At 61.6% G+C, this 17718-nt stretch carries 16 protein-coding genes; 12 read left to right on the top strand and 4 right to left on the bottom strand.

Annotated features, from left to right (window positions below):
* Positions 1 to 54 precede the first annotated feature (54 nt).
* Both NCHU2750_RS13550 and NCHU2750_RS13545 read left to right on the top strand, forming a co-directional pair.
* A complete protein-coding gene (locus NCHU2750_RS13550) occupies positions 55 to 276 on the top strand; it encodes a hypervirulence associated TUDOR domain-containing protein (RefSeq protein ID WP_119940978.1) in 222 nt (73 codons plus the stop codon).
* Entirely contained in the window at positions 269 to 712 is a 444-nt protein-coding gene (locus tag NCHU2750_RS13545; RefSeq protein WP_502703791.1) for a hypothetical protein, read from the top strand. Before NCHU2750_RS13550 ends, NCHU2750_RS13545 begins: the two co-directional genes overlap by 8 nt.
* Here NCHU2750_RS13545 and NCHU2750_RS13540 read toward each other — a convergent pair.
* From NCHU2750_RS13540 to NCHU2750_RS13530, 3 genes are all read right to left on the bottom strand, one after another.
* A complete protein-coding gene (locus NCHU2750_RS13540; RefSeq protein ID WP_119940977.1) occupies positions 706 to 1587 on the bottom strand; it encodes an NAD-dependent epimerase/dehydratase family protein in 882 nt (293 codons plus the stop codon). The genes NCHU2750_RS13545 and NCHU2750_RS13540 overlap by 7 nt on opposite strands.
* Entirely contained in the window at positions 1584 to 2411 is an 828-nt protein-coding gene (locus NCHU2750_RS13535) for a glycosyltransferase (protein ID WP_119940976.1), read from the bottom strand. The genes NCHU2750_RS13540 and NCHU2750_RS13535 overlap by 4 nt, the downstream gene beginning before the upstream one ends.
* A 165-nt stretch (positions 2412 to 2576) precedes the next feature.
* On the bottom strand, positions 2577 to 3797 hold the full coding sequence (locus NCHU2750_RS13530) for an NAD-dependent epimerase/dehydratase family protein (protein ID WP_119940975.1): 1221 nt from the start codon (positions 3795 to 3797) through the stop codon (positions 2577 to 2579).
* 122 nt (positions 3798 to 3919) lie between these two features.
* On the opposite strand from NCHU2750_RS13530, the gene ybgC reads away from it, so the two are divergent.
* From ybgC to glmM, 10 genes are all read left to right on the top strand, one after another.
* Positions 3920 to 4369, top strand: coding sequence for a tol-pal system-associated acyl-CoA thioesterase (gene ybgC, locus NCHU2750_RS13525; RefSeq protein ID WP_119940974.1), 450 nt, complete (start codon positions 3920 to 3922; stop codon positions 4367 to 4369).
* A gap of 342 nt (positions 4370 to 4711) precedes the next feature.
* Positions 4712 to 5431 (top strand): protein TolQ, encoded by a 720-nt coding sequence (gene tolQ, locus NCHU2750_RS13520; RefSeq protein ID WP_119940973.1) that lies wholly within the window; start codon positions 4712 to 4714, stop codon positions 5429 to 5431.
* Between the two features lie 29 nt (positions 5432 to 5460).
* Complete coding sequence (gene tolR, locus NCHU2750_RS13515) at positions 5461 to 5922, top strand: protein TolR (RefSeq protein WP_119940972.1); 462 nt, start codon at positions 5461 to 5463, stop codon at positions 5920 to 5922.
* Between the two features lie 9 nt (positions 5923 to 5931).
* Complete coding sequence (gene tolA, locus NCHU2750_RS13510; protein ID WP_119940971.1) at positions 5932 to 7119, top strand: cell envelope integrity protein TolA; 1188 nt, start codon at positions 5932 to 5934, stop codon at positions 7117 to 7119.
* Between the two features lie 30 nt (positions 7120 to 7149).
* Positions 7150 to 8457: a Tol-Pal system beta propeller repeat protein TolB gene (gene tolB, locus NCHU2750_RS13505; protein WP_119940970.1), complete on the top strand. Its 1308-nt coding sequence runs from the start codon at positions 7150 to 7152 to the stop codon at positions 8455 to 8457.
* Between the two features lie 185 nt (positions 8458 to 8642).
* Positions 8643 to 9176 carry a peptidoglycan-associated lipoprotein Pal gene (gene pal, locus NCHU2750_RS13500; protein ID WP_119940969.1) on the top strand — a complete coding sequence of 178 codons (534 nt, stop codon included), beginning with the start codon at positions 8643 to 8645 and terminating at the stop codon, positions 9174 to 9176.
* Positions 9177 to 9473: 297 nt separating this feature from the next.
* Positions 9474 to 10517 (top strand): tol-pal system protein YbgF, encoded by a 1044-nt coding sequence (gene ybgF, locus NCHU2750_RS13495; RefSeq protein WP_119940968.1) that lies wholly within the window; start codon positions 9474 to 9476, stop codon positions 10515 to 10517.
* A gap of 15 nt (positions 10518 to 10532) precedes the next feature.
* The gene (tilS, locus tag NCHU2750_RS13490; RefSeq protein ID WP_119940967.1) at positions 10533 to 11882 is read left to right on the top strand and encodes a tRNA lysidine(34) synthetase TilS; all 1350 of its coding nucleotides are present in this window, start codon (positions 10533 to 10535) and stop codon (positions 11880 to 11882) included.
* Between the two features lie 102 nt (positions 11883 to 11984).
* Positions 11985 to 13919, top strand: a complete 1935-nt coding sequence (ftsH, locus tag NCHU2750_RS13485; RefSeq protein WP_119940966.1) for an ATP-dependent zinc metalloprotease FtsH — start codon at positions 11985 to 11987, stop codon at positions 13917 to 13919.
* A gap of 235 nt (positions 13920 to 14154) precedes the next feature.
* Positions 14155 to 15510, top strand: coding sequence for a phosphoglucosamine mutase (glmM, locus tag NCHU2750_RS13480; protein ID WP_119940965.1), 1356 nt, complete (start codon positions 14155 to 14157; stop codon positions 15508 to 15510).
* Positions 15511 to 15723: 213 nt separating this feature from the next.
* Here the strand turns inward: glmM and NCHU2750_RS13475 are convergent, their stop codons facing one another.
* Entirely contained in the window at positions 15724 to 17559 is a 1836-nt protein-coding gene (locus NCHU2750_RS13475) for a glycoside hydrolase family 15 protein (RefSeq protein WP_245480246.1), read from the bottom strand.
* Positions 17560 to 17718 lie beyond the last annotated feature (159 nt).

The following is a 17718-nucleotide window of genomic DNA, read 5'->3' as shown; positions in this document are numbered from 1 at the left end:
ATTTCGGAACATCATCCGGCTGCTTGAGTTTCCCAATGAGGAAAGGAGCCGCTGATGCAGAAAATCCAAGTCGGAACCAATGTCGAATGGACATGGGGGCGCTCCAGGGCGCAGGGCAAGGTCACCCGGACATTCACGGCAGACGTGACACGCAAGATCAAGGGCAAGACGATCAGCCGCAAGGCCGATCGTGACAAGCCCGCCTTCCTGATCGAACAGGAGGATGGTGATCGTGTGCTCAAGAGCCAGTCGGAAATCCGGAGGGCTCATGGCTGAGAGAACCACAGAGAACCGCTCGTCACACAATCGTACTCCCGATCATATTCCTGCCGATAACCGGCCGCCGGCCGAGGTGGCGTCTGCCGCCGAAAAGGGGCTCAAGCTCAGGGCCAAATTCCGCCGCGGCGGCACCACGGTCGGGATCGCGCGGGCCCGCGACCTGCAGCATCGCAAGTCGCTTTCCGACCTGACGGTTAAGCGCATGGTCAGCTATTTCGCCCGCCATAAGGTGGACAAGCGGGCGGAGAATTTCGGCAGCGACGAGGATCCCTCGACCGGCTATATCGCCTGGCTTCTATGGGGCGGCGATGCCGGGCAGAAATGGGCAGAGCAGCAGGCAAAGCTCATCGAGGCACGCAAGAAGGATCGCCGTCCGCCGGAACGGCATGGCAAGGACGGCAATATCCAGCGGCATGCCTCGCCGCATCAGTGATCGGCGTCGAGGGAGTGTTTCAACACCCCGACCGTTTCATCGAGCCGCCGCATCCCTCCGGGCTTCCAGCCGATGCGGCGGATTTTTGCGGTGTCCATGATATTGGCAGACAGCGCCGAGAGCGCGACAAGCTGTGCAGACAGACCCAGACGCTCGACGATCGTGCGGGTGTCGATGGTGATGTCGGAGAGGTTGAAGCTTTCTCCATTGACCGAGTCAGGGGCGCTTTCGATCATCAGGCGTATGGCGGCCGCGACATCGTCTCCATGGACCTCCGTCCCGGCGCGCGGCGCGAGCGGCTTGCCCGAAAGGGCATCGGCAATCAGCTCGTCCCATTTGTTGGGCAGCAGTGACCCATAGACGCCGGTTGCCCGAAGCGAGGCGGTGACGAAACCCGGGCCTGAGAGGGCGGACAGTGCCTGTTCGCATTGAAGCTTGATCTCACCGTAGAGAGAGGTCGGCGAAAGTGCCAGATCCTCGGTCAGCAGCGTGCCGGCGGCAAGCCCGTCATAAACCGCGCGGCTGGAGAGAAAGACGACCCGAGTGACCCCCGCTGCCTTAGCGCTTTCGAAAAGCTTGACCGAGCCGTCGAGATTGAGACGGCGAAAGCGCTTCGGGTCGCGCCCTTCACCGCCCCGATATTTACCCGGCAGGTGATTGAATGCGGCATGGACGAAGGCATCCATCCCGGCAAAGGCGTTTATCTGGTTGCGTCGCGGATCGAGGTCGAGGCGAAGGAACGGCACGGGTGCCGAGAACAGGTTCCCGGCGGGCGGGTTGCGTCCGCCGACGGTGACCGAGTGTCCGGCCGCGAGAAGACCCCCGACGATATAGCGGCCGACAAGTCCCGTACCGCCCGAGACGAGAATGTTCACGCGATAGCTCCGGCCGACGTTGTTGAGGGATTGGGCAGTCCCGCAATGTCGGGAATGTCGCGGTTTTCGTGAAAGGCGTGCCAGAGGTCGATCAGCGGGCGCAGCCTTTCTGCTTTCGGATGATCAGCTTCCCACGGCTTTTCATACTGGTAGTGGAGGATTGCGGCGCTCTTCCAGTCCCACAGGGCCGGCATGTTGAACCACACATATTGCAGCATGTTCATCGTCACCGGCAGGCCGTGCCAGTCGGGAAAGAAGGTTTCGAGAAACGTCTGGTCGGTGCGGCGCCAGAAGACGTCGGGCTGATCTAAGGCCTCCAGCATGCGCTCGAATGTATCCGTCGACGGCTTGGCAACGAAGACACCGGAATTCAGCCGGTGAAAGTCCGCAAGGCTTTCATAGACATTCGGCGCGGCCGAGAATTCCGGATAGTCGAACAGCTTGTCGATGTTCTTCAGCACGACGATATCGGCATCGAGGAAGACGACCGTTCGATATTCCGTCAGTTGCCAAAGGCGCAGCTTGCAGAAATTGTCGAGCGGCGTGTGAAAATCCGGCTTGCGGCCCTTGGTGAAGGGGGCGGCACCATGCAGGTTCTTGCGCGCATGGCGCTGGTTGAAATCGTCCGAAAGGGGCAGGTGATCGACCGCGATGATGCGGCAGCCCAGAGACTGCAGGTATTCAAGCTGCTGGGCCGTTACGGCATGGGTGTGGAGGATGACGATATCCGCCCGGGTTGCCGTGCGGCGCAACGAATGCACGAGGGCGGTGGCGCCCATGACGTAGTCGGCATTGGTGACCAGGGTGACGAAGGCGTTTTTCATGGCGTCTGTCGCTTGTGACGTTGCTTGCCGTCGTCATCCTCGGGCTGTCCCGAGGATCCACTGCCGTTCAGTCCATCTTCGACCAAGGCAGATCCTCGGGGCAAGCCCGAGGATGACGGAGAAGGTATGATTGGTCGCGGCATCATCGACGCCGCGCCGTGTCCGTTACGAAACCGACTTCAGCCGCTTGCCTTCCGGGTCGCGCTCGACGGTTGCGGCGATATCCTTGGTCCAGGCGGAGACGGCGGGAACGCGGGTCCGATCAACGCGATAGGCGTATTTCTTCGCAACGTCGACGATCTCCGACAGAAGACCTTCGCCGAGCGTCGTCGGCTCGAGGCCGAGGCCGAGAAACTTCTCGTTCTTGACGACGAGGTCGTTTTCAGGCGCTTCCTTGCGCGGGTTCGGAAGCCAGGCGATGCGGGCGCCGGTCATTTTCGAGATCATCTCCGCCAGGTCGCGGACGCGATGTGTCTCGGTCATCTGGTTGAAGATCTCCACCCGGCCACCGCGGGCGGGGGGATTGTTGAGGGCGATCTCGATGCAGCGCACCGAATCCTGGATGTGGATGAAGGCGCGGGTCTGGCCGCCGGTGCCGTGCACGGTCAGCGGATAGCCGATCGCCGCCTGGATGAGAAAACGATTCAAGACCGTGCCGTAATCCCCGTCATAATCGAAGCGATTGATCAATTGCTCGTGGATGCGGGTCTCGGCCGTATGGGTGCCCCAGACGATGCCCTGGTGCAGGTCGGTGATCCTCAGTCGGTCGTTCTTGGCGTAGAAGGCGAAGAGAAGCTGATCGAGGCATTTGGTCATGTGGTAGATCGAGCCGGGGTTCGACGGGTAGAGGATCTCCTGCGAGACCGTCTCTCCGGCCATCGTCTCGATGCCGACCGGCAGGTAGCCTTCGGGGATCGCCGCACCGACGGTCGAATAGCCATAGACGCCCATCGTGCCGAGATGGACGAGATGCGTGTCGAGTTCGAGCTCGACCAGCGCGTTCAGCAGATTGTGGGTAGCGTTGACGTTGTTGTTGACCGTGTAGTTCTTGTGGCGGTCGCTCTTCATCGAATAGGGGGCTGCGCGCTGCTCGGCAAAATGAACGATCGCATCCGGCCGGTTTTCGGAGAGCCAGTTCTTCAGAAGCTCGTAATCCTTGGCGAGGTCGATCAGGTTGAAGTGAATGCGACGGCCGGTTTCGGCATGCCAGATGCGGGTGCGCTCCTGGATGCTGTCCATCGGCGTCAGCGACTGCACGCCCAGTTCCGTATCGATCCAGCGGCGGGACAGATTGTCGAGAATGTGGACCTCATGGCCTGCATTCGACAGGTGAAGGGACGTCGGCCAACCGATGAAACCGTCGCCGCCCATGACCGCTATCTTCATAAAAATTCTCCAGTGGCTTTCTGAAACATTCCTGTTAGGGAGGAAATATGACGCCCTTTGGATAGTGGGGCACCGTGTTCCCAATATCCAGTGGACGATAAGGTTTTTCCAAGGCAAGCCACATGGATAGTGAAAAATTTCTGCTGGCGGGCGAATTGACCGAGAATGGCCATAAGCTCGTCCAGCGCGTCTATTATGAAGACACCGATTTCTCCGGCCTCATCTATCACGCCCGCTACCTGCATTTCCTCGAGCGCGGCCGCAGCGACTATCTGCGCTGCCTCGGTTGCGAACAGAGCGCGCTGATCGAGGCGGACGAGGAGGGGCTGGTCTTCGTCGTCCACCGGATGGAGATCGATTTCAAGCAGCCGGCGCGGATGGACGACGTCATCACCATCACCACATCGACCGAAAAAGCTGGGGGGGCCAAGATGGTGCTCAACCAGCAGATCCGCCGCGGCGAGACGCTGCTGATCGCCGCCAAGGTGGTCATTGCGGTTATCAACAAGCATGGCCGGCCGCGGCGTCTGCCCGAGACGATCGCCGAGAAATTCCTCGGTCATCCGGTCTGACAGGTGGCAGACTGATTCGCCTTGAGGGATGCCGGTCCGGGCGACGGTCTTTGTTAAGGCGGTCCCGCACTCTGCAAAGAAGTCGGGGTTTTTGAGTCTTCCCAATGAGATAGAGCGCTGCGTTGTAACCCATTATTAACGATAATGGTGTCTTACTCGCCGGTGAGGAATTTGTGCAACGCACGCCTTCCTTTGACCAAATTTGAAGGCGAGAAGCCAAGCATAAACTCAGGACATCTTGGGGTTAGGGCTGCGCTCTCGGTGGTCAGACAGATATTCGCGAGCATGCGCTTTGGAACCCGCCCGGTCACCACGCCGGGCGTTTGGATTCGGGGATAGTTGATGGAACAGGTAGCTTTGGAAGCCGCGACGCATGACGTCAGTCTGTGGTCGCTGTTCATGCAGGCGGGCATTATCGTCAAGCTCGTCATGGTCGGGCTGATCGGGGCGTCGATCTGGACGTGGGCGATCGTGATCGACAAATACATCAACTTCACCAAGGCGCGGAAGCAGTTCGACCAGTTCGAGCAGGTGTTCTGGTCCGGTCAGTCGCTGGAAGAACTCTACCGGACGCTCGGCGAGCGTCAGAACAACGGCCTTGCCGCAATCTTCGTTGCCGCGATGCGCGAATGGAAGAAAAGCTTCGAGCGCGGCGCACGCTCGCCTATCGGGCTGCAGATGCGCATCGACCGGGCGATGGACGTGACGATGGCGCGCGAAGGCGAATCCTACGCGGCCCGTCTCGGATCGTTGGCGACGATCGGTTCTGCCGGCCCCTTCATCGGCCTCTTCGGTACGGTTGTCGGTATCATGACCTCGTTCCAGGCGATTGCCGGTTCGAAGTCGACCAACCTCGCGGTCGTGGCGCCGGGTATCGCCGAAGCGCTGCTCGCAACCGCCATCGGCCTCGTCGCCGCTATTCCCGCAGTTATCGCCTACAACAAGTTCATGTCCGAAGCGGGCAAGCTGCATTCGCGCATGGAAGGCTTTGCCGACGAGTTTTCCGCCATCCTCTCACGCCAGATCGACGAAAAGCTGCAGCCGCGTCAGGCGGCACAGTAACGGGTCGACAGTCGAAGGAGATCTGACACATGGGCATGTCTGGCGGAGCAAGTGGAGCATCGGGCGGTGGTCGTCGCGGCCGTCGCGGCGGTCGCAACCGTGGCGGCGTGATCAGCGAGATCAACGTCACGCCGCTGGTCGACGTCATGCTCGTGCTGTTGATCATCTTCATGGTGGCCGCGCCGATGCTGACGGTCGGCGTGCCGATCGACCTGCCGGAAACGCAGGCCAAGGCGATGAATTCCGATACCCAGCCGATCACCGTTTCGGTCAATACCGACGGGCAGATCTATCTGCAGGAAACGCCGATCGCGATCGACGAGATCGTGCCGAAGCTGCAGGCTATCGCCACGACCGGCTATAACGAGCGCATCTATGTCCGCGGCGATACGGCTGCAGCCTATGGCGTCGTGATGAAGGTCATGGCCCGCATATCCGCGGCAGGCTACAAGAATATCGGCCTCGTGACGCTCCAGGAAACGGATAAGTGATCGGGTGCCATGAAGGGAAGCCTCGGCACATCGCTGGTTCTTCATACGCTGGTTCTGACCTGGGCGCTTGTCACGCTCAGTGCGCCGGCGCCCTTGACTGTCGCTGACGTCGAGGCACTTCCGGTCGATATCGTGCCGGTCTCTGCCCTGACGCAAATGCAGCAGGGCGACAAGAAGGCTCCGATGTCGGACAAGCCTTCGCCGAAGCAGACGAAAAACCAGAAGGTCGTCGAGAACGCCGAGAATGCCGGCGAGAACGACGTCGACCTGAAGACACCGCCGACGCCGTCGAAGAAGCCGCAGCCGGTTGAGACCGCGGCGGCGCCGAAGCCGACTGAACGGCCGACTCCGACCCCGACGCCCGAGCAGAACGACGTCAAGGACGTCGTAAAGGAAGAGACCGCGCCGAAGCCGACCGAAATGGCTTCGCTGCCGAAACCGACGCCCGAGCCGACGCCGCCGAAGCCCGAACCGGTTCCCACCCCGACGCCCGAGCCGGCGCCTGCTCCGACGGAGACCAAGGCGGAGGAAGCGCCGTTGCCATCGGCCGTGCCGCTGCCGGCTGCCAAGCCGAAGCCGCCGGAAGAACCGAAACAGGAAGCGAAGCCGGTCGAGAAGCCGCCTGAAAAGCCGGTGGAGAAAAAGCCGGATCCGAAGCCGACAGAAACGGCCAAGACCGACAAGACCGATGCCAAGGAAACTGCCAAGCCGACCGACAAGAAGGAAGGCAAGAAGCAGGAGATGGCCAAGTCCGCTTCGTCGCAAAAGAGCGACTTCAACGAGGATCAGATCGCGGCCTTGCTCAACAAGCAGGAGGCGGCCGGCGGCGGCGCGAAGCGCTCCGCTTCGGCGGCCTCGATGGGCAGCACCAAGCCGTCGACAAGTTCGAAGCTCAGCCTCAGCGAAATGGATGCGCTGAAGGGTCAGATCCAGAACAACTGGTCGACCATTGCCGGCATCGAAGGACTGCAGGGCATGGTGATCCGCGTCACCTTCAAGCTCGACAAGTCAGGCATGATCATCGGCGATCCGGAAGTCACGTCGACCGGCGGGTCTTCCATGGCGCGCCGGACGATGGAGGGCAGTGCGCTGCGCGCCGTCCTGAAGTCGCAACCCTTCAAGGGCCTGCCGGCCGACAAATACGACGCCTGGAGCGAGGTCGCCGTCAATTTCGATCCCAGCGATCTGGGGCTCTAGGACATCAAGTAGCTGAAAGGCTTTAGCGATATGATCAGACATTCCCTCATCGGTCTCATGCTGGCGATTGCCGGAATGGCGATGACGCTTTCCACTCCAGCTCGAGCGGCGGTGGAAATCAACATCAACAAGGGCAATGTTCAGCCATTGCCGATCGCCATCACCGATTTCATGTCGAACGACCAGATGGGGGCACAGATCTCCCAGGTGGTTGCCGCCGACCTGCAGCGCTCGGGTCTTTTTGCGCCGGTCAACAAGGCAGCTTTCATCGAAAAGATCGCCGACCCGAACAAGGCGCCGCGCTTCCAGGACTGGACGGCGATCAACGCTCAGGCGCTTGTCGTCGGCCGTGTCAGCCGTGAAGCGGATGGCCGCCTGCGCGCCGAGTTCCGCCTGTGGGACACCTATGCCGGCAGCCAGATGATGGGGCAGCAGTTCTTCACCCAACCGGACAACTGGCGTCGTCTCGCCCATATCATCGCCGACGCGATCTATGAGCGCATTACCGGCGAAAAGGGTTATTTCGATACCCGCGTCGTATTCGTCTCCGAAAGCGGTCCGAAGACGCAGCGCGTCCGCCAGCTCGCGATCATGGATCAGGACGGCTTCAACGTTCGCATGCTGACCAACGGCAAGGACCTGGTGCTGACACCGCGCTTCTCGCCGAACCGGCAGGAAGTCACCTACATGTCGTTCGAGGGCAACCAGCCGCGCGTCTACCTGCTGCAGTTGGAAACAGGACAGCGCGAAGTGGTCGGCAACTTCCCCGGCATGACGTTCTCGCCGCGCTTCTCACCGGATGGCCAGAAGGTGATCATGAGCCTTCAGCAGGACGGCAATGCCAATATCTACACGATGGACCTGCGCTCGCGCACGACGACGCGGCTGACTTCGACGGCTGCGATCGACACGGCTCCTTCGTACTCGCCCGATGGCCAGAAGATCACGTTCGAGAGCGACCGTGGCGGGCGTCAGCAGATCTATGTGATGAATGCGGATGGTTCCGGCCAGCAGCGCATCTCCTTCGGCGACGGTGCCTATTCGACGCCTGTCTGGTCTCCGCGCGGCGATCTGATCGCCTTCACCAAGCAGTCTGGCGGCCAGTTCTCGATCGGCGTGATGAAGCCGGACGGTTCGGGCGAGCGCATCCTGACGACCGGCTTCCACAACGAAGGTCCGACCTGGGCGCCGAACGGCCGCGTGCTGATGTTCTTCCGCCAGGAGGCCGGTGCCGGCGGCCCGCAGCTTCATTCGATCGACCTGACCGGTTACAACGATCAGGTCGTCAAGACGCCGGCCTACGCGTCCGACCCGGCATGGTCGCCGCTGCTGGAATAGCGTGTATAAACAGCTGCAATCAAGCGTGAGGCGTTCTCGCCTCTTTGCTGCCCCAATCTCGCGGGAATGGGGCAGATAAGGGACACCGGAAGATTTGGTTAACCATAGCCATTTGAACATGGTTAACCGAAGCCGGTTACAGTCTGGCAACTCTGATTATTCATGATCCTAAGGAGAGACCGGCCATGAGCCGCACTGATACCCCGGCGATGAGCCGTATGCAGACCCTCGCTCGCAATCCTGCCGTTATCGCACTCACGCTGGCGCTGGCGCTGGCGGGCTGCGCCAGCAAGAAGAACCTGCCGAACAGCGCAGGCGAACTTGGCCTCGGCGGTGCAGGTTCGGCAACGCCGGGCTCCAGCCAGGACTTCACCGTCAATGTCGGCGACGTCATCCACTTCGACACCGACTCGACCTCGATCCGTGCAGACGCCCAGCAGACGCTCGACCGTCAGGCCCAGTGGCTTGCCCGCTACCCGAACTATGCGATCACGATCGAAGGCCATGCCGACGAACGCGGCACGCGCGAATACAACCTTGCTCTTGGCGCACGCCGTGCAGCCGCCACCAAGGAATACCTCGCTTCGCGCGGCGTTCCGGCAGGCCGCATGAAGACGATCTCCTACGGCAAGGAACGCCCGGTCGCCGTTTGCGACGACATTTCCTGCTGGAACCAGAATCGTCGCGCTGTGACCGTTCTCGGTGGCGCCGGCATGTAATCTGCGGCGGCCTCGCAAGGGTGCCCGAAGATGACAATTCGTTAAGAAAGGGTGGCCTTCGGGCCACCCTTTTTGTTTTTCCTTAGTTTGGCCCTGATTATCTCGATTTTGAAGGCGGACTTGGTTGCTTTTTGGCGGCAGTTATAAAGAATCCGTTTCGCGCCAATCCGGCGCACTACAGCTCCGTGCGTCGGCGGGCCGGCGCACAAGGGACGCTGTAGAATCTAAGTTGCGCATCGTACTTTCCAAAAGCCATCCTGGCTTTTGGGTCGATGCGCGGAGAGCAGGACGAACGACATGAAGAAAATTGTCTTGGCAGCAATGCTGGGGCTGGCGGCAATGACTGGCCCTGCCGGGGCCTTCCAGTTTTCGTTGCCGAAACTCTTCCACGGCGAGCAGAGCGCTCCGCAACAGGCGCAGAACGACCAGGCCCCTGAACAAGGCCAAGTGATCCTGGCGCAGAGCAATGATGCCGTTCGTATCCAGCAGCTCCAGGACGAGGTCCGGCAGTTGAACGGCCGGATCGAGGAAATGAGTTATCAACTGCTGCAGATGCAGGAGCAGATGCGCAAGGCGCAGGAAGATAACGAATTCCGCTTCCAGGAGCTGGAAAAGAAGAAGAGAAGCGATTTGGGCGACACGGGCGGGCAACCGGCCGTGGCGTCCAGCCGCCCTTCCTCTTCGCCCTCTCAAGCTTCGGATGCGCCGTCCGGCGGCGATGATGTCGCTCGTGTGATCGATCAGCCGCCGTCTGCTGGCGGTGCACAGGGCAGCGACACGGCGCCCGGGCCGTCGACGCTCGGCTCGGTTACGTTCGACCAGAACGGCAATCCTATCGGCTCAAGCCGCAATGATACGGCCCGCAATTCTTCCGCCCTTCCGGGCGTCGATACCGGCGCCTCGCGTGGCGGTCAGGCCGGGTCCAAGGACCAGCAGCAGACTGCCTCGCTCGGTACCGGCAGCGAAGCCGATGATTACAAGATTGCCTATGAGCATGTGTTGACCGGCGACTACCAGCTCGCCGAAAGTGAATTCTCCGGCTACATCGCCTCCTATCCGAAGAGCAGCAGGCTGGCCGACGCCAATTTCTGGTTGGGCGAAGCACAGTATTCGCAGGGCAAGTACAACGACGCGGCCAAGACCTTCCTCAATGCCCACCAGACCTATGGCAAGTCGCCCAAGGCTCCGGAAATGCTGTTGAAGCTTGGCATGTCGCTCGCCGCGCTCGACAATAACGACACGGCCTGTGCGACGCTCAAGGAAGTGCCGCGCCGTTATCCGACCGCCGCGAAAGCCGTGCTGTCCAAGGTCAGCAGCGAGCAGAAGCGCCTCGGCTGCTGATCGGGTAATGCCGCCGTGACCAAGGACCCGGTTCCGCCCGTCGCGCCGGCCGATGCGTTGAACAGTTTCATCGACAGGCTGACGGGACCCACGACGATCCTTGTCGCGGTGTCCGGCGGCAGTGATTCGGCCGGATTGCTCGTCCTCCTTCATCGGATGCTTGCCGCTGGCAGCTTTGCCGGCCATCGCCTCGTTGCAGCGACGATCGACCACGGTCTGCGGCCCGAGGCTGCCGCCGAAGCGGAGGCGGTGGGGCTGCTATGTCGTGAGCTTTCCATACAGCATGCCATTCTGCGCTGGGAGGGCGAAAAGCCCGCGTCGGGCATTTCGGCCGCCGCTCGCGAGGCCCGTTACCGGCTGTTGATGCAGGCTGCCGATGATCTTTGCGCCGACGTGATCATCACCGGCCACACGCTCGACGATCAGATGGAAACGATCGCTATGCGGGCAGCCCGCAGTGAGGCCGAGGCCAATCTCGGCTTGGCGGGCATGGCGGAGGCGGTGCTTCTCGACCGTCGCCGCTGGTTGCTTCGCCCATTGCTGTCGGTGCGTCGCGAGGCGATCCGCGAGGTTCTCAGAGCCGAGGGCAGGGGATGGGTGGACGATCCCAGCAATGCCGATGAACAGCATTATGAACGGGTGCGCGTGCGCCGGGCCCTGTCCGCAGAGGTCCCGGAGCAGGCTGATTTGGCCGAGAGCGCGGGCCGGCGGCGGGAGCGGCTTTCCGAAGATGCCGCCATGATCTGCCGTCGCCACCTGCAAATTCGCCATGGCGTGCTCGCCGAACTTGCCTTCGAGGCGCATAACGAGGACGTGGAAGCACTTCGGCATCTGCTCGCCGTGCTGACGGCGATCCTCGGCGGGAGGACGCATCTTCCCGCCGCCGCGGCAATGGATCGGGTCATGGCCATGCTCGAAGGGCGCCGGATGGGGCGCATGACGGTCGGCCGGGTGATTTTCGACCTGCGCCGGCAGGGGCTTTTCATGCACAGGGAGAACCGCGATCTGCCGAGCGTGTGCCTGGCGGCCGGCGAGCATGGCATCTGGGATGCCCGCTACCGGATTTGCAACATGTCCGACGAGGACATCGTGGTCGCAGCGTCCGTGGGCGATCGGGCAGTTTCGGCCGAGATGTTCCCGGATGTGCCGCCGGCCATCGCCATGCGGGTAATTCCGGTCCTGCCGCATGCAGCCTCGATGCTGCCTGAGGGCGATAAACCGAGTGTGATGATTACGCCTCTGCTGGCCCCATTCGACCGTTTTTTGCCGCAGTTCGATCTTATTCTAGGGCGCGAGCTTGGGGAATTGTTCGGATGCGATGCACTTCCTGCCGCCAAGATTAAGGTTTTCGAGCGGAAAAGCTAAACCGCGATGCCGCCTTGCCTTGGCAAGGGCGAGACGCAACCTTATGTTATGGGCAATTAAGGCGGCCGCTCAAGCGTCGGCCGTTGCAGTCCGGGGAGTTCGATGAACCCAAACTTTCGTAATTTTGCCCTCTGGGCTATCATAGCCCTCTTGCTGATCGCCCTGTTCAGCATGTTCCAGACGGCGCCAACGCAATCCAGTTCCCGCGATGTTCCTTATTCGCAGTTCCTGAAGGATGTGGACTCGGGTCGTGTGCGTGACGTCGTGGTGACGGGCAACCGTGTCATGGGCACCTATTCTGAGAATGGTCAGTCATTCCAGACCTATTCGCCCGTGATCGATGACTCGCTGATCACGCGCCTGCAGGAAAAGAACGTGACGATCGTGGCTCGCCCGGAAACCGACGGTTCGTCCGGCTTCCTGAGCTATCTCGGCACGCTTCTGCCGATGCTTCTGATCCTCGGTGTCTGGCTGTTCTTCATGCGCCAGATGCAGGGTGGCTCGCGTGGCGCGATGGGCTTCGGCAAGTCCAAGGCCAAGCTTCTCACGGAGGCGCATGGCCGTGTGACGTTCGAAGACGTCGCCGGTGTGGACGAGGCCAAGCAGGACCTCGAGGAAATCGTCGAATTCCTGCGTGACCCGCAGAAATTCCAGCGTCTCGGCGGGCGTATTCCGCGCGGCGTTCTGCTCGTAGGCCCTCCGGGCACGGGTAAGACGCTGCTTGCCCGCTCGGTTGCCGGCGAAGCCAATGTGCCGTTCTTCACCATTTCCGGTTCCGACTTCGTCGAAATGTTCGTCGGCGTCGGCGCAAGCCGCGTCCGCGACATGTTCGAGCAGGCGAAGAAGAATGCGCCCTGCATCATCTTCATCGACGAAATCGACGCAGTCGGCCGTCACCGTGGCGCGGGCCTCGGCGGTGGCAATGACGAGCGCGAACAGACGCTCAACCAGCTGCTTGTCGAGATGGACGGTTTCGAGGCCAATGAAGGCATCATCCTGATCGCCGCGACCAACCGTCCGGACGTTCTCGACCCCGCGCTGCTGCGTCCGGGCCGTTTCGACCGCCAGGTCGTCGTGCCGAACCCGGATATCGTCGGCCGCGAGCGCATCCTCAAGGTTCATGCCCGCAACGTTCCGCTCGCTCCGAATGTCGATCTCAAGACGCTTGCCCGCGGTACACCCGGCTTCTCCGGTGCCGACCTGATGAACCTCGTCAACGAAGCTGCCCTGATGGCTGCGCGCCGCAACAAGCGTCTCGTCACCATGCAGGAGTTCGAAGACGCCAAGGACAAGATCATGATGGGCGCCGAACGTCGTTCGTCCGCCATGACCGAGGCCGAAAAGAAGCTGACCGCCTATCACGAGGCCGGCCACGCGATCACCGCGCTGAAGGTGCCGGTTGCGGACCCGCTGCACAAGGCGACGATCATTCCGCGCGGCCGTGCGCTCGGCATGGTCATGCAGCTGCCGGAAGGCGATCGCTATTCGATGAGCTACAAGTGGATGGTCTCCCGCCTCGTCATCATGATGGGCGGCCGCGTGGCGGAAGAGCTGACCTTCGGCAAAGAGAACATCACGTCCGGCGCATCGTCCGACATCGAGCAGGCAACCAAGCTTGCCCGCGCGATGGTGACGCAGTGGGGCTTTTCCGACGTGCTGGGTCAGGTCGCCTATGGCGAGAACCAGCAGGAAGTGTTCCTTGGCCATCAGATGTCGCAGTCTCGCAACGTGTCGGAATCGACTGCGCAGAAGATCGACAACGAAGTGCGCCGCCTGATCGAGGAAGCCTATACCGAGGCTCGACGTATTCTGACCGACCATCACGACGAATTCGTCGCGATTGCCGAAGGCCTGCTCGAATACGAGACGCTGACGGGTGAAGAAATCAAGGCGCTGATCAAGGGCGAAAAGCCTGCCCGCGACCTTGGCGACGATTCGCCGCCGACACGCGGTTCGGCTGTGCCGAGCACCGGTGCGAAGAAGGACGAGTCCAAGGGTGGAGAGTCCGAAGGCGGGCTTGAGCCGCAGCCGCACTGAAACCTGGCTTAACAAAACTTCAAAAGGCCGCCGTGGACCCAGGTCCGGCGGCCTTTTATGTTAACGAACACTTATCCGGTCACGGGATATGATCGGCTTTGACGCTAATTTAAGTGCTTGTGCCCCGGACCTGTGGCATGAGCCGGAAAACGCCGATCCTTGATGACGCGGCAGCGGAAATACAGGCCTGCCCTGATCCGCAGCGCGCAGGTCGCGCGACGAAAAAGGAGATTACATGGCACGCCGTTATTTCGGTACCGATGGCATTCGCGGACATTCGAATGTCTTTCCGATGACGCCCGACCTTGCGATGCGGGTGGGCATTGCCGTCGGCACGATCTTCCGCAACGGCAGCCATCGCCACCGGGTGGTGATCGGCAAGGATACCCGGCTTTCGGGCTATATGCTGGAAAACGCGATGGTGGCCGGGTTTACCGCAGCCGGCCTCGATGCCTTCATTCTCGGCCCGATCCCGACGCCGGCGGTTGCCATGCTGACGCGCTCGCTGCGCGCCGATGTGGGCGTGATGATTTCCGCCTCGCATAATCCCTTCGAGGATAACGGCATCAAGCTTTTCGGTCCCGACGGCTACAAGCTTTCCGACGAGATCGAGGGCCGTATCGAGGAGTTGCTGGAGCAGGACCTGACGTCGCAGCTGGCCAAGTCGGTCGACATCGGCCGGGCCAAGCGTATCGACGGCGTGCATGACCGCTATGTCGAACATGCCAAGCGCACCCTGCCGCGCGACGTGACCCTGCAGGGTCTGCGTGTGGCGATCGATTGCGCCAATGGTGCGGCCTACAAGGTGGCGCCGTCCGTGCTGTGGGAACTCGGCGCGGAAGTGGTGACGATCGGCAACGAGCCGACCGGCACGAACATCAATCTCGATTGCGGCTCGACGAGCCCCGAGCGCCTGCAGAAGAAGGTGCATGAGGTGCGGGCCGATATCGGCATCGCGCTCGATGGCGACGCGGACCGCGTGATCATCGTCGACGAACATGGCGAGATCGTCGATGGCGACCAGCTGATGGCGGTGATCGCCGAAAGCTGGGCACAGGATCAGCGGCTGACGGGCGGCGGCATCGTTGCAACCGTGATGTCCAATCTCGGGCTCGAACGCTTCCTCGGCTCCAAGGGCCTGACGCTGGCGCGCACCAAGGTCGGCGACCGTTACGTCGTCGAGCATATGCGCCACAATGATTTCAACGTCGGCGGCGAGCAGTCCGGCCATATCGTGCTTTCGGATTTCGGCACGACCGGCGATGGCCTCGTGGCTGCACTGCAGATCCTCGCCTGCGTCAAGAAGCTCGGCCGTCCGGTGAGCGAAGTCTGCCGCCGGTTCGAGCCGGTGCCGCAGCTCTTGAAGAATGTCCGCTTCTCCGGCGGCAAACCGCTGGAAGATCTGGCTGTGCGTCAGGCGATCGCCGATGCGGAGGGCGAACTCGGTTCAAAGGGCCGCCTTGTCATCCGCCCGTCGGGCACCGAGCCTTTGATCCGGGTGATGGCGGAAGGCGACGATCGGGCCCAGGTGGAAAAGATCGTCAACGGCCTGATCGACGTGATTGGCAACGTGCGTTCGGAAGCAGCTTGATAAGATTTTATCCACGTCCTGACGGAACGGATGACGCACCTCAACAAGAACCCCTCCCAACCCTCCCCACAAGGGGGAGGGCTTAACCTGGCTGCACTGCCTCGGCTCGATTGAGGCTGGCGGTTGCCGCAAGTTTTCTCCCCCCTTGTGGGGGAGATGGCCGGCAGGCCAGAGGGGGACTTGCCCATGTGCTATTGCTGCTCGAGATGGTTCCTACGGCCGCCATTCCCTGAACTTGCCGTCGAGGGCGCCATCGAGATAGAAGGCGGCGCTGATCAGGGCGAGATGGGTGAGGGCCTGGGGGAAATTGCCGAGGAATTCTCCGCGCGGATCGAATTCTTCGGCATAGAGCTGCAGGTGGTTGCCGAAGAGCAGCAGTTTTTCCATATTGATTTCGGCCTCCTGCAGCCGGCCGGCGCGGGCGAGGCATTCGACGAACCAGAACGAGCAGGCGCCGAAAAAGCCCTCGTGTCCGTCCAGTCCGTCCTGCCATTTGTAGCGCATGACGAGGCTGTCATCGGCGAGCTCGCGGGACATGGCATCGAGTGTCGCCAGCCATTTGGGGTCGGTGGCGCTGATGAAGCGGACGAGGGGCATCATCAGCATCGACGCATCGAGCTGGGTTCCACCCTTGGCGTGGACGAAATGGCCGTGTTCCTCGTTCCAGAAATTCTGCCAGATATCCTCGGTGATGGCGTTGCGGGCCTCGACCCATCGCGCAAAGGGGGCGGCGAGCGAGCGTTTCTGCGCCAGCCTCAGGGCCCGGTCGACGGCCACCCAGCACATCAGGCGCGAATGGAGATGCTCCTGCGGCTCGCTGCGGGCCTCCCATATGCCGGCATCGGGATTGCGCCAGATCTCGCAGACATGGTCGACGGTATTCCGGACTGCGAGCCAGTTCTCGTGGGAGATCGAGCCGCCGTATTTGTTGCTGATGTAGATGGAATCGAGCAGTTCGCCGTAAATATCGAGCTGGACCTGGCCCGCAGCGTCGTTGCCGATCCGCACCGGGCGGGCGCCGCCGTAACCTGACAGGTGGTCGAGCGCATCCTCCCTGGCGACGCGGCTGCCATCCATGTTGTACATGATCTGCACATGGCCATCGGAGCGGTCTGTCCGTTGGGTGATCCAGCGGCCGAAGGCGTTGGCCTCATCGAGATAGCCGAGGCGCATCAGGGCATAGATCGAGAAGGATGCGTCACGGATCCAGGTGGCGCGATAGTCCCAGTTGCGTTCCCCACCGGGTGCTTCCGGCAGGCCGAACGTGCCGGCTGCGGCGATCGAGCCGTATTCGGCGGAGGTCAGCATCTTCAGCGCCAGCGCCGAGCGGGTAACGGCCGAGCGCCAGCGGCCACGGTAGGTCGATTTCTTCGCCCAGCCCTGCCAATAGCCTGTCGTGTCGCGAATGGCGGCATCGATCGTGTCGCGGTTCGGGGCATGCGGCGTCTCGTCCGCGTCGAGGACGAAGTCGATGCTCTCACCGCTCTTCAAGGTGAATTCAGCACTGGCCGCACCCTTCTTGCCGTGGAATGTCACGGGGCCGGAGAGGCGCAGGGTAAGATCACCGCAATGGAAATAAGCATGCCCCTTGCGGGTCACCACTTTCGGTGTCTGGCGGGCATAGTCGAAGCGCGGCCAGCATTTCAGCCGGAATGTCACTTCGCCGCGGGTGACGGCAACGCGACGGATGAGCGAGGAGGGTTCCTTGTCGCTTTTCGGCAGCGGCATCAGATCGGTGATCTCGGCGCTCTTGTCGTTGCCCAGCCATCGCGTGAGGAGAACGTTGCTTTCCGGGATGTACATCTGCAGGCGGCGCGCATTGGCAATCTTCGGCTCCAGCTCGAAGGCCCCGCCCTTTTGCGGGTCGAGCAGTGCTGCAAAGATGGTCGGGCTATCGAAGTTCGGCCAGCAGAGATAATCAATGGCGCAATCTCGGGCGACGAGCGCGATGGTGCGCATATTGCCGATGGCGCCGTGTTCGGCGATGGGGCGGGGCACATCGACGCTTTTCACGATCGACTTGCCCGCGTCGTCTTTCGAATGCTTCACAGGTCTTCCTTCCTCGTTGCGCATGTCAACGCGAGAGAGGGCGATCTGCTCCATTGCGGAAGGGGTGACATTTGCGTGAGCGGGGCAAGTAACGTCGCTGTCTTGGAGTGAGACAGGTCGGTAAATAGCTATAGTTAATTGGGGCTTAACCTTTAATCT

Source organism: Neorhizobium sp. NCHU2750 (genome assembly GCF_003597675.1).
Classification (GTDB): domain Bacteria; phylum Pseudomonadota; class Alphaproteobacteria; order Rhizobiales; family Rhizobiaceae; genus Neorhizobium.
The sequence above is the reverse complement of the archived record's forward strand: the minus strand, read 5'-3'. Positions and strand labels throughout refer to the sequence as shown.

Coding starts and splice junctions, on each gene's coding strand:
- tolQ (WP_119940973.1), top strand. CDS start 4,712: ATGGAACAGGTAGCTTTGGAAGCCGCGACGCATGACGTCAGTCTGTGG.
- NCHU2750_RS13535 (WP_119940976.1), bottom strand. CDS start 2,411: ATGAAAAACGCCTTCGTCACCCTGGTCACCAATGCCGACTACGTCATG.
- tolB (WP_119940970.1), top strand. CDS start 7,150: ATGATCAGACATTCCCTCATCGGTCTCATGCTGGCGATTGCCGGAATG.
- NCHU2750_RS13550 (WP_119940978.1), top strand. CDS start 55: ATGCAGAAAATCCAAGTCGGAACCAATGTCGAATGGACATGGGGGCGC.
- NCHU2750_RS13530 (WP_119940975.1), bottom strand. CDS start 3,797: ATGAAGATAGCGGTCATGGGCGGCGACGGTTTCATCGGTTGGCCGACG.
- NCHU2750_RS13545 (WP_502703791.1), top strand. CDS start 269: ATGGCTGAGAGAACCACAGAGAACCGCTCGTCACACAATCGTACTCCC.
- ftsH (WP_119940966.1), top strand. CDS start 11,985: ATGAACCCAAACTTTCGTAATTTTGCCCTCTGGGCTATCATAGCCCTC.
- glmM (WP_119940965.1), top strand. CDS start 14,155: ATGGCACGCCGTTATTTCGGTACCGATGGCATTCGCGGACATTCGAAT.
- tolR (WP_119940972.1), top strand. CDS start 5,461: ATGGGCATGTCTGGCGGAGCAAGTGGAGCATCGGGCGGTGGTCGTCGC.
- ybgC (WP_119940974.1), top strand. CDS start 3,920: ATGGATAGTGAAAAATTTCTGCTGGCGGGCGAATTGACCGAGAATGGC.
- ybgF (WP_119940968.1), top strand. CDS start 9,474: ATGAAGAAAATTGTCTTGGCAGCAATGCTGGGGCTGGCGGCAATGACT.
- tolA (WP_119940971.1), top strand. CDS start 5,932: ATGAAGGGAAGCCTCGGCACATCGCTGGTTCTTCATACGCTGGTTCTG.
- pal (WP_119940969.1), top strand. CDS start 8,643: ATGAGCCGCACTGATACCCCGGCGATGAGCCGTATGCAGACCCTCGCT.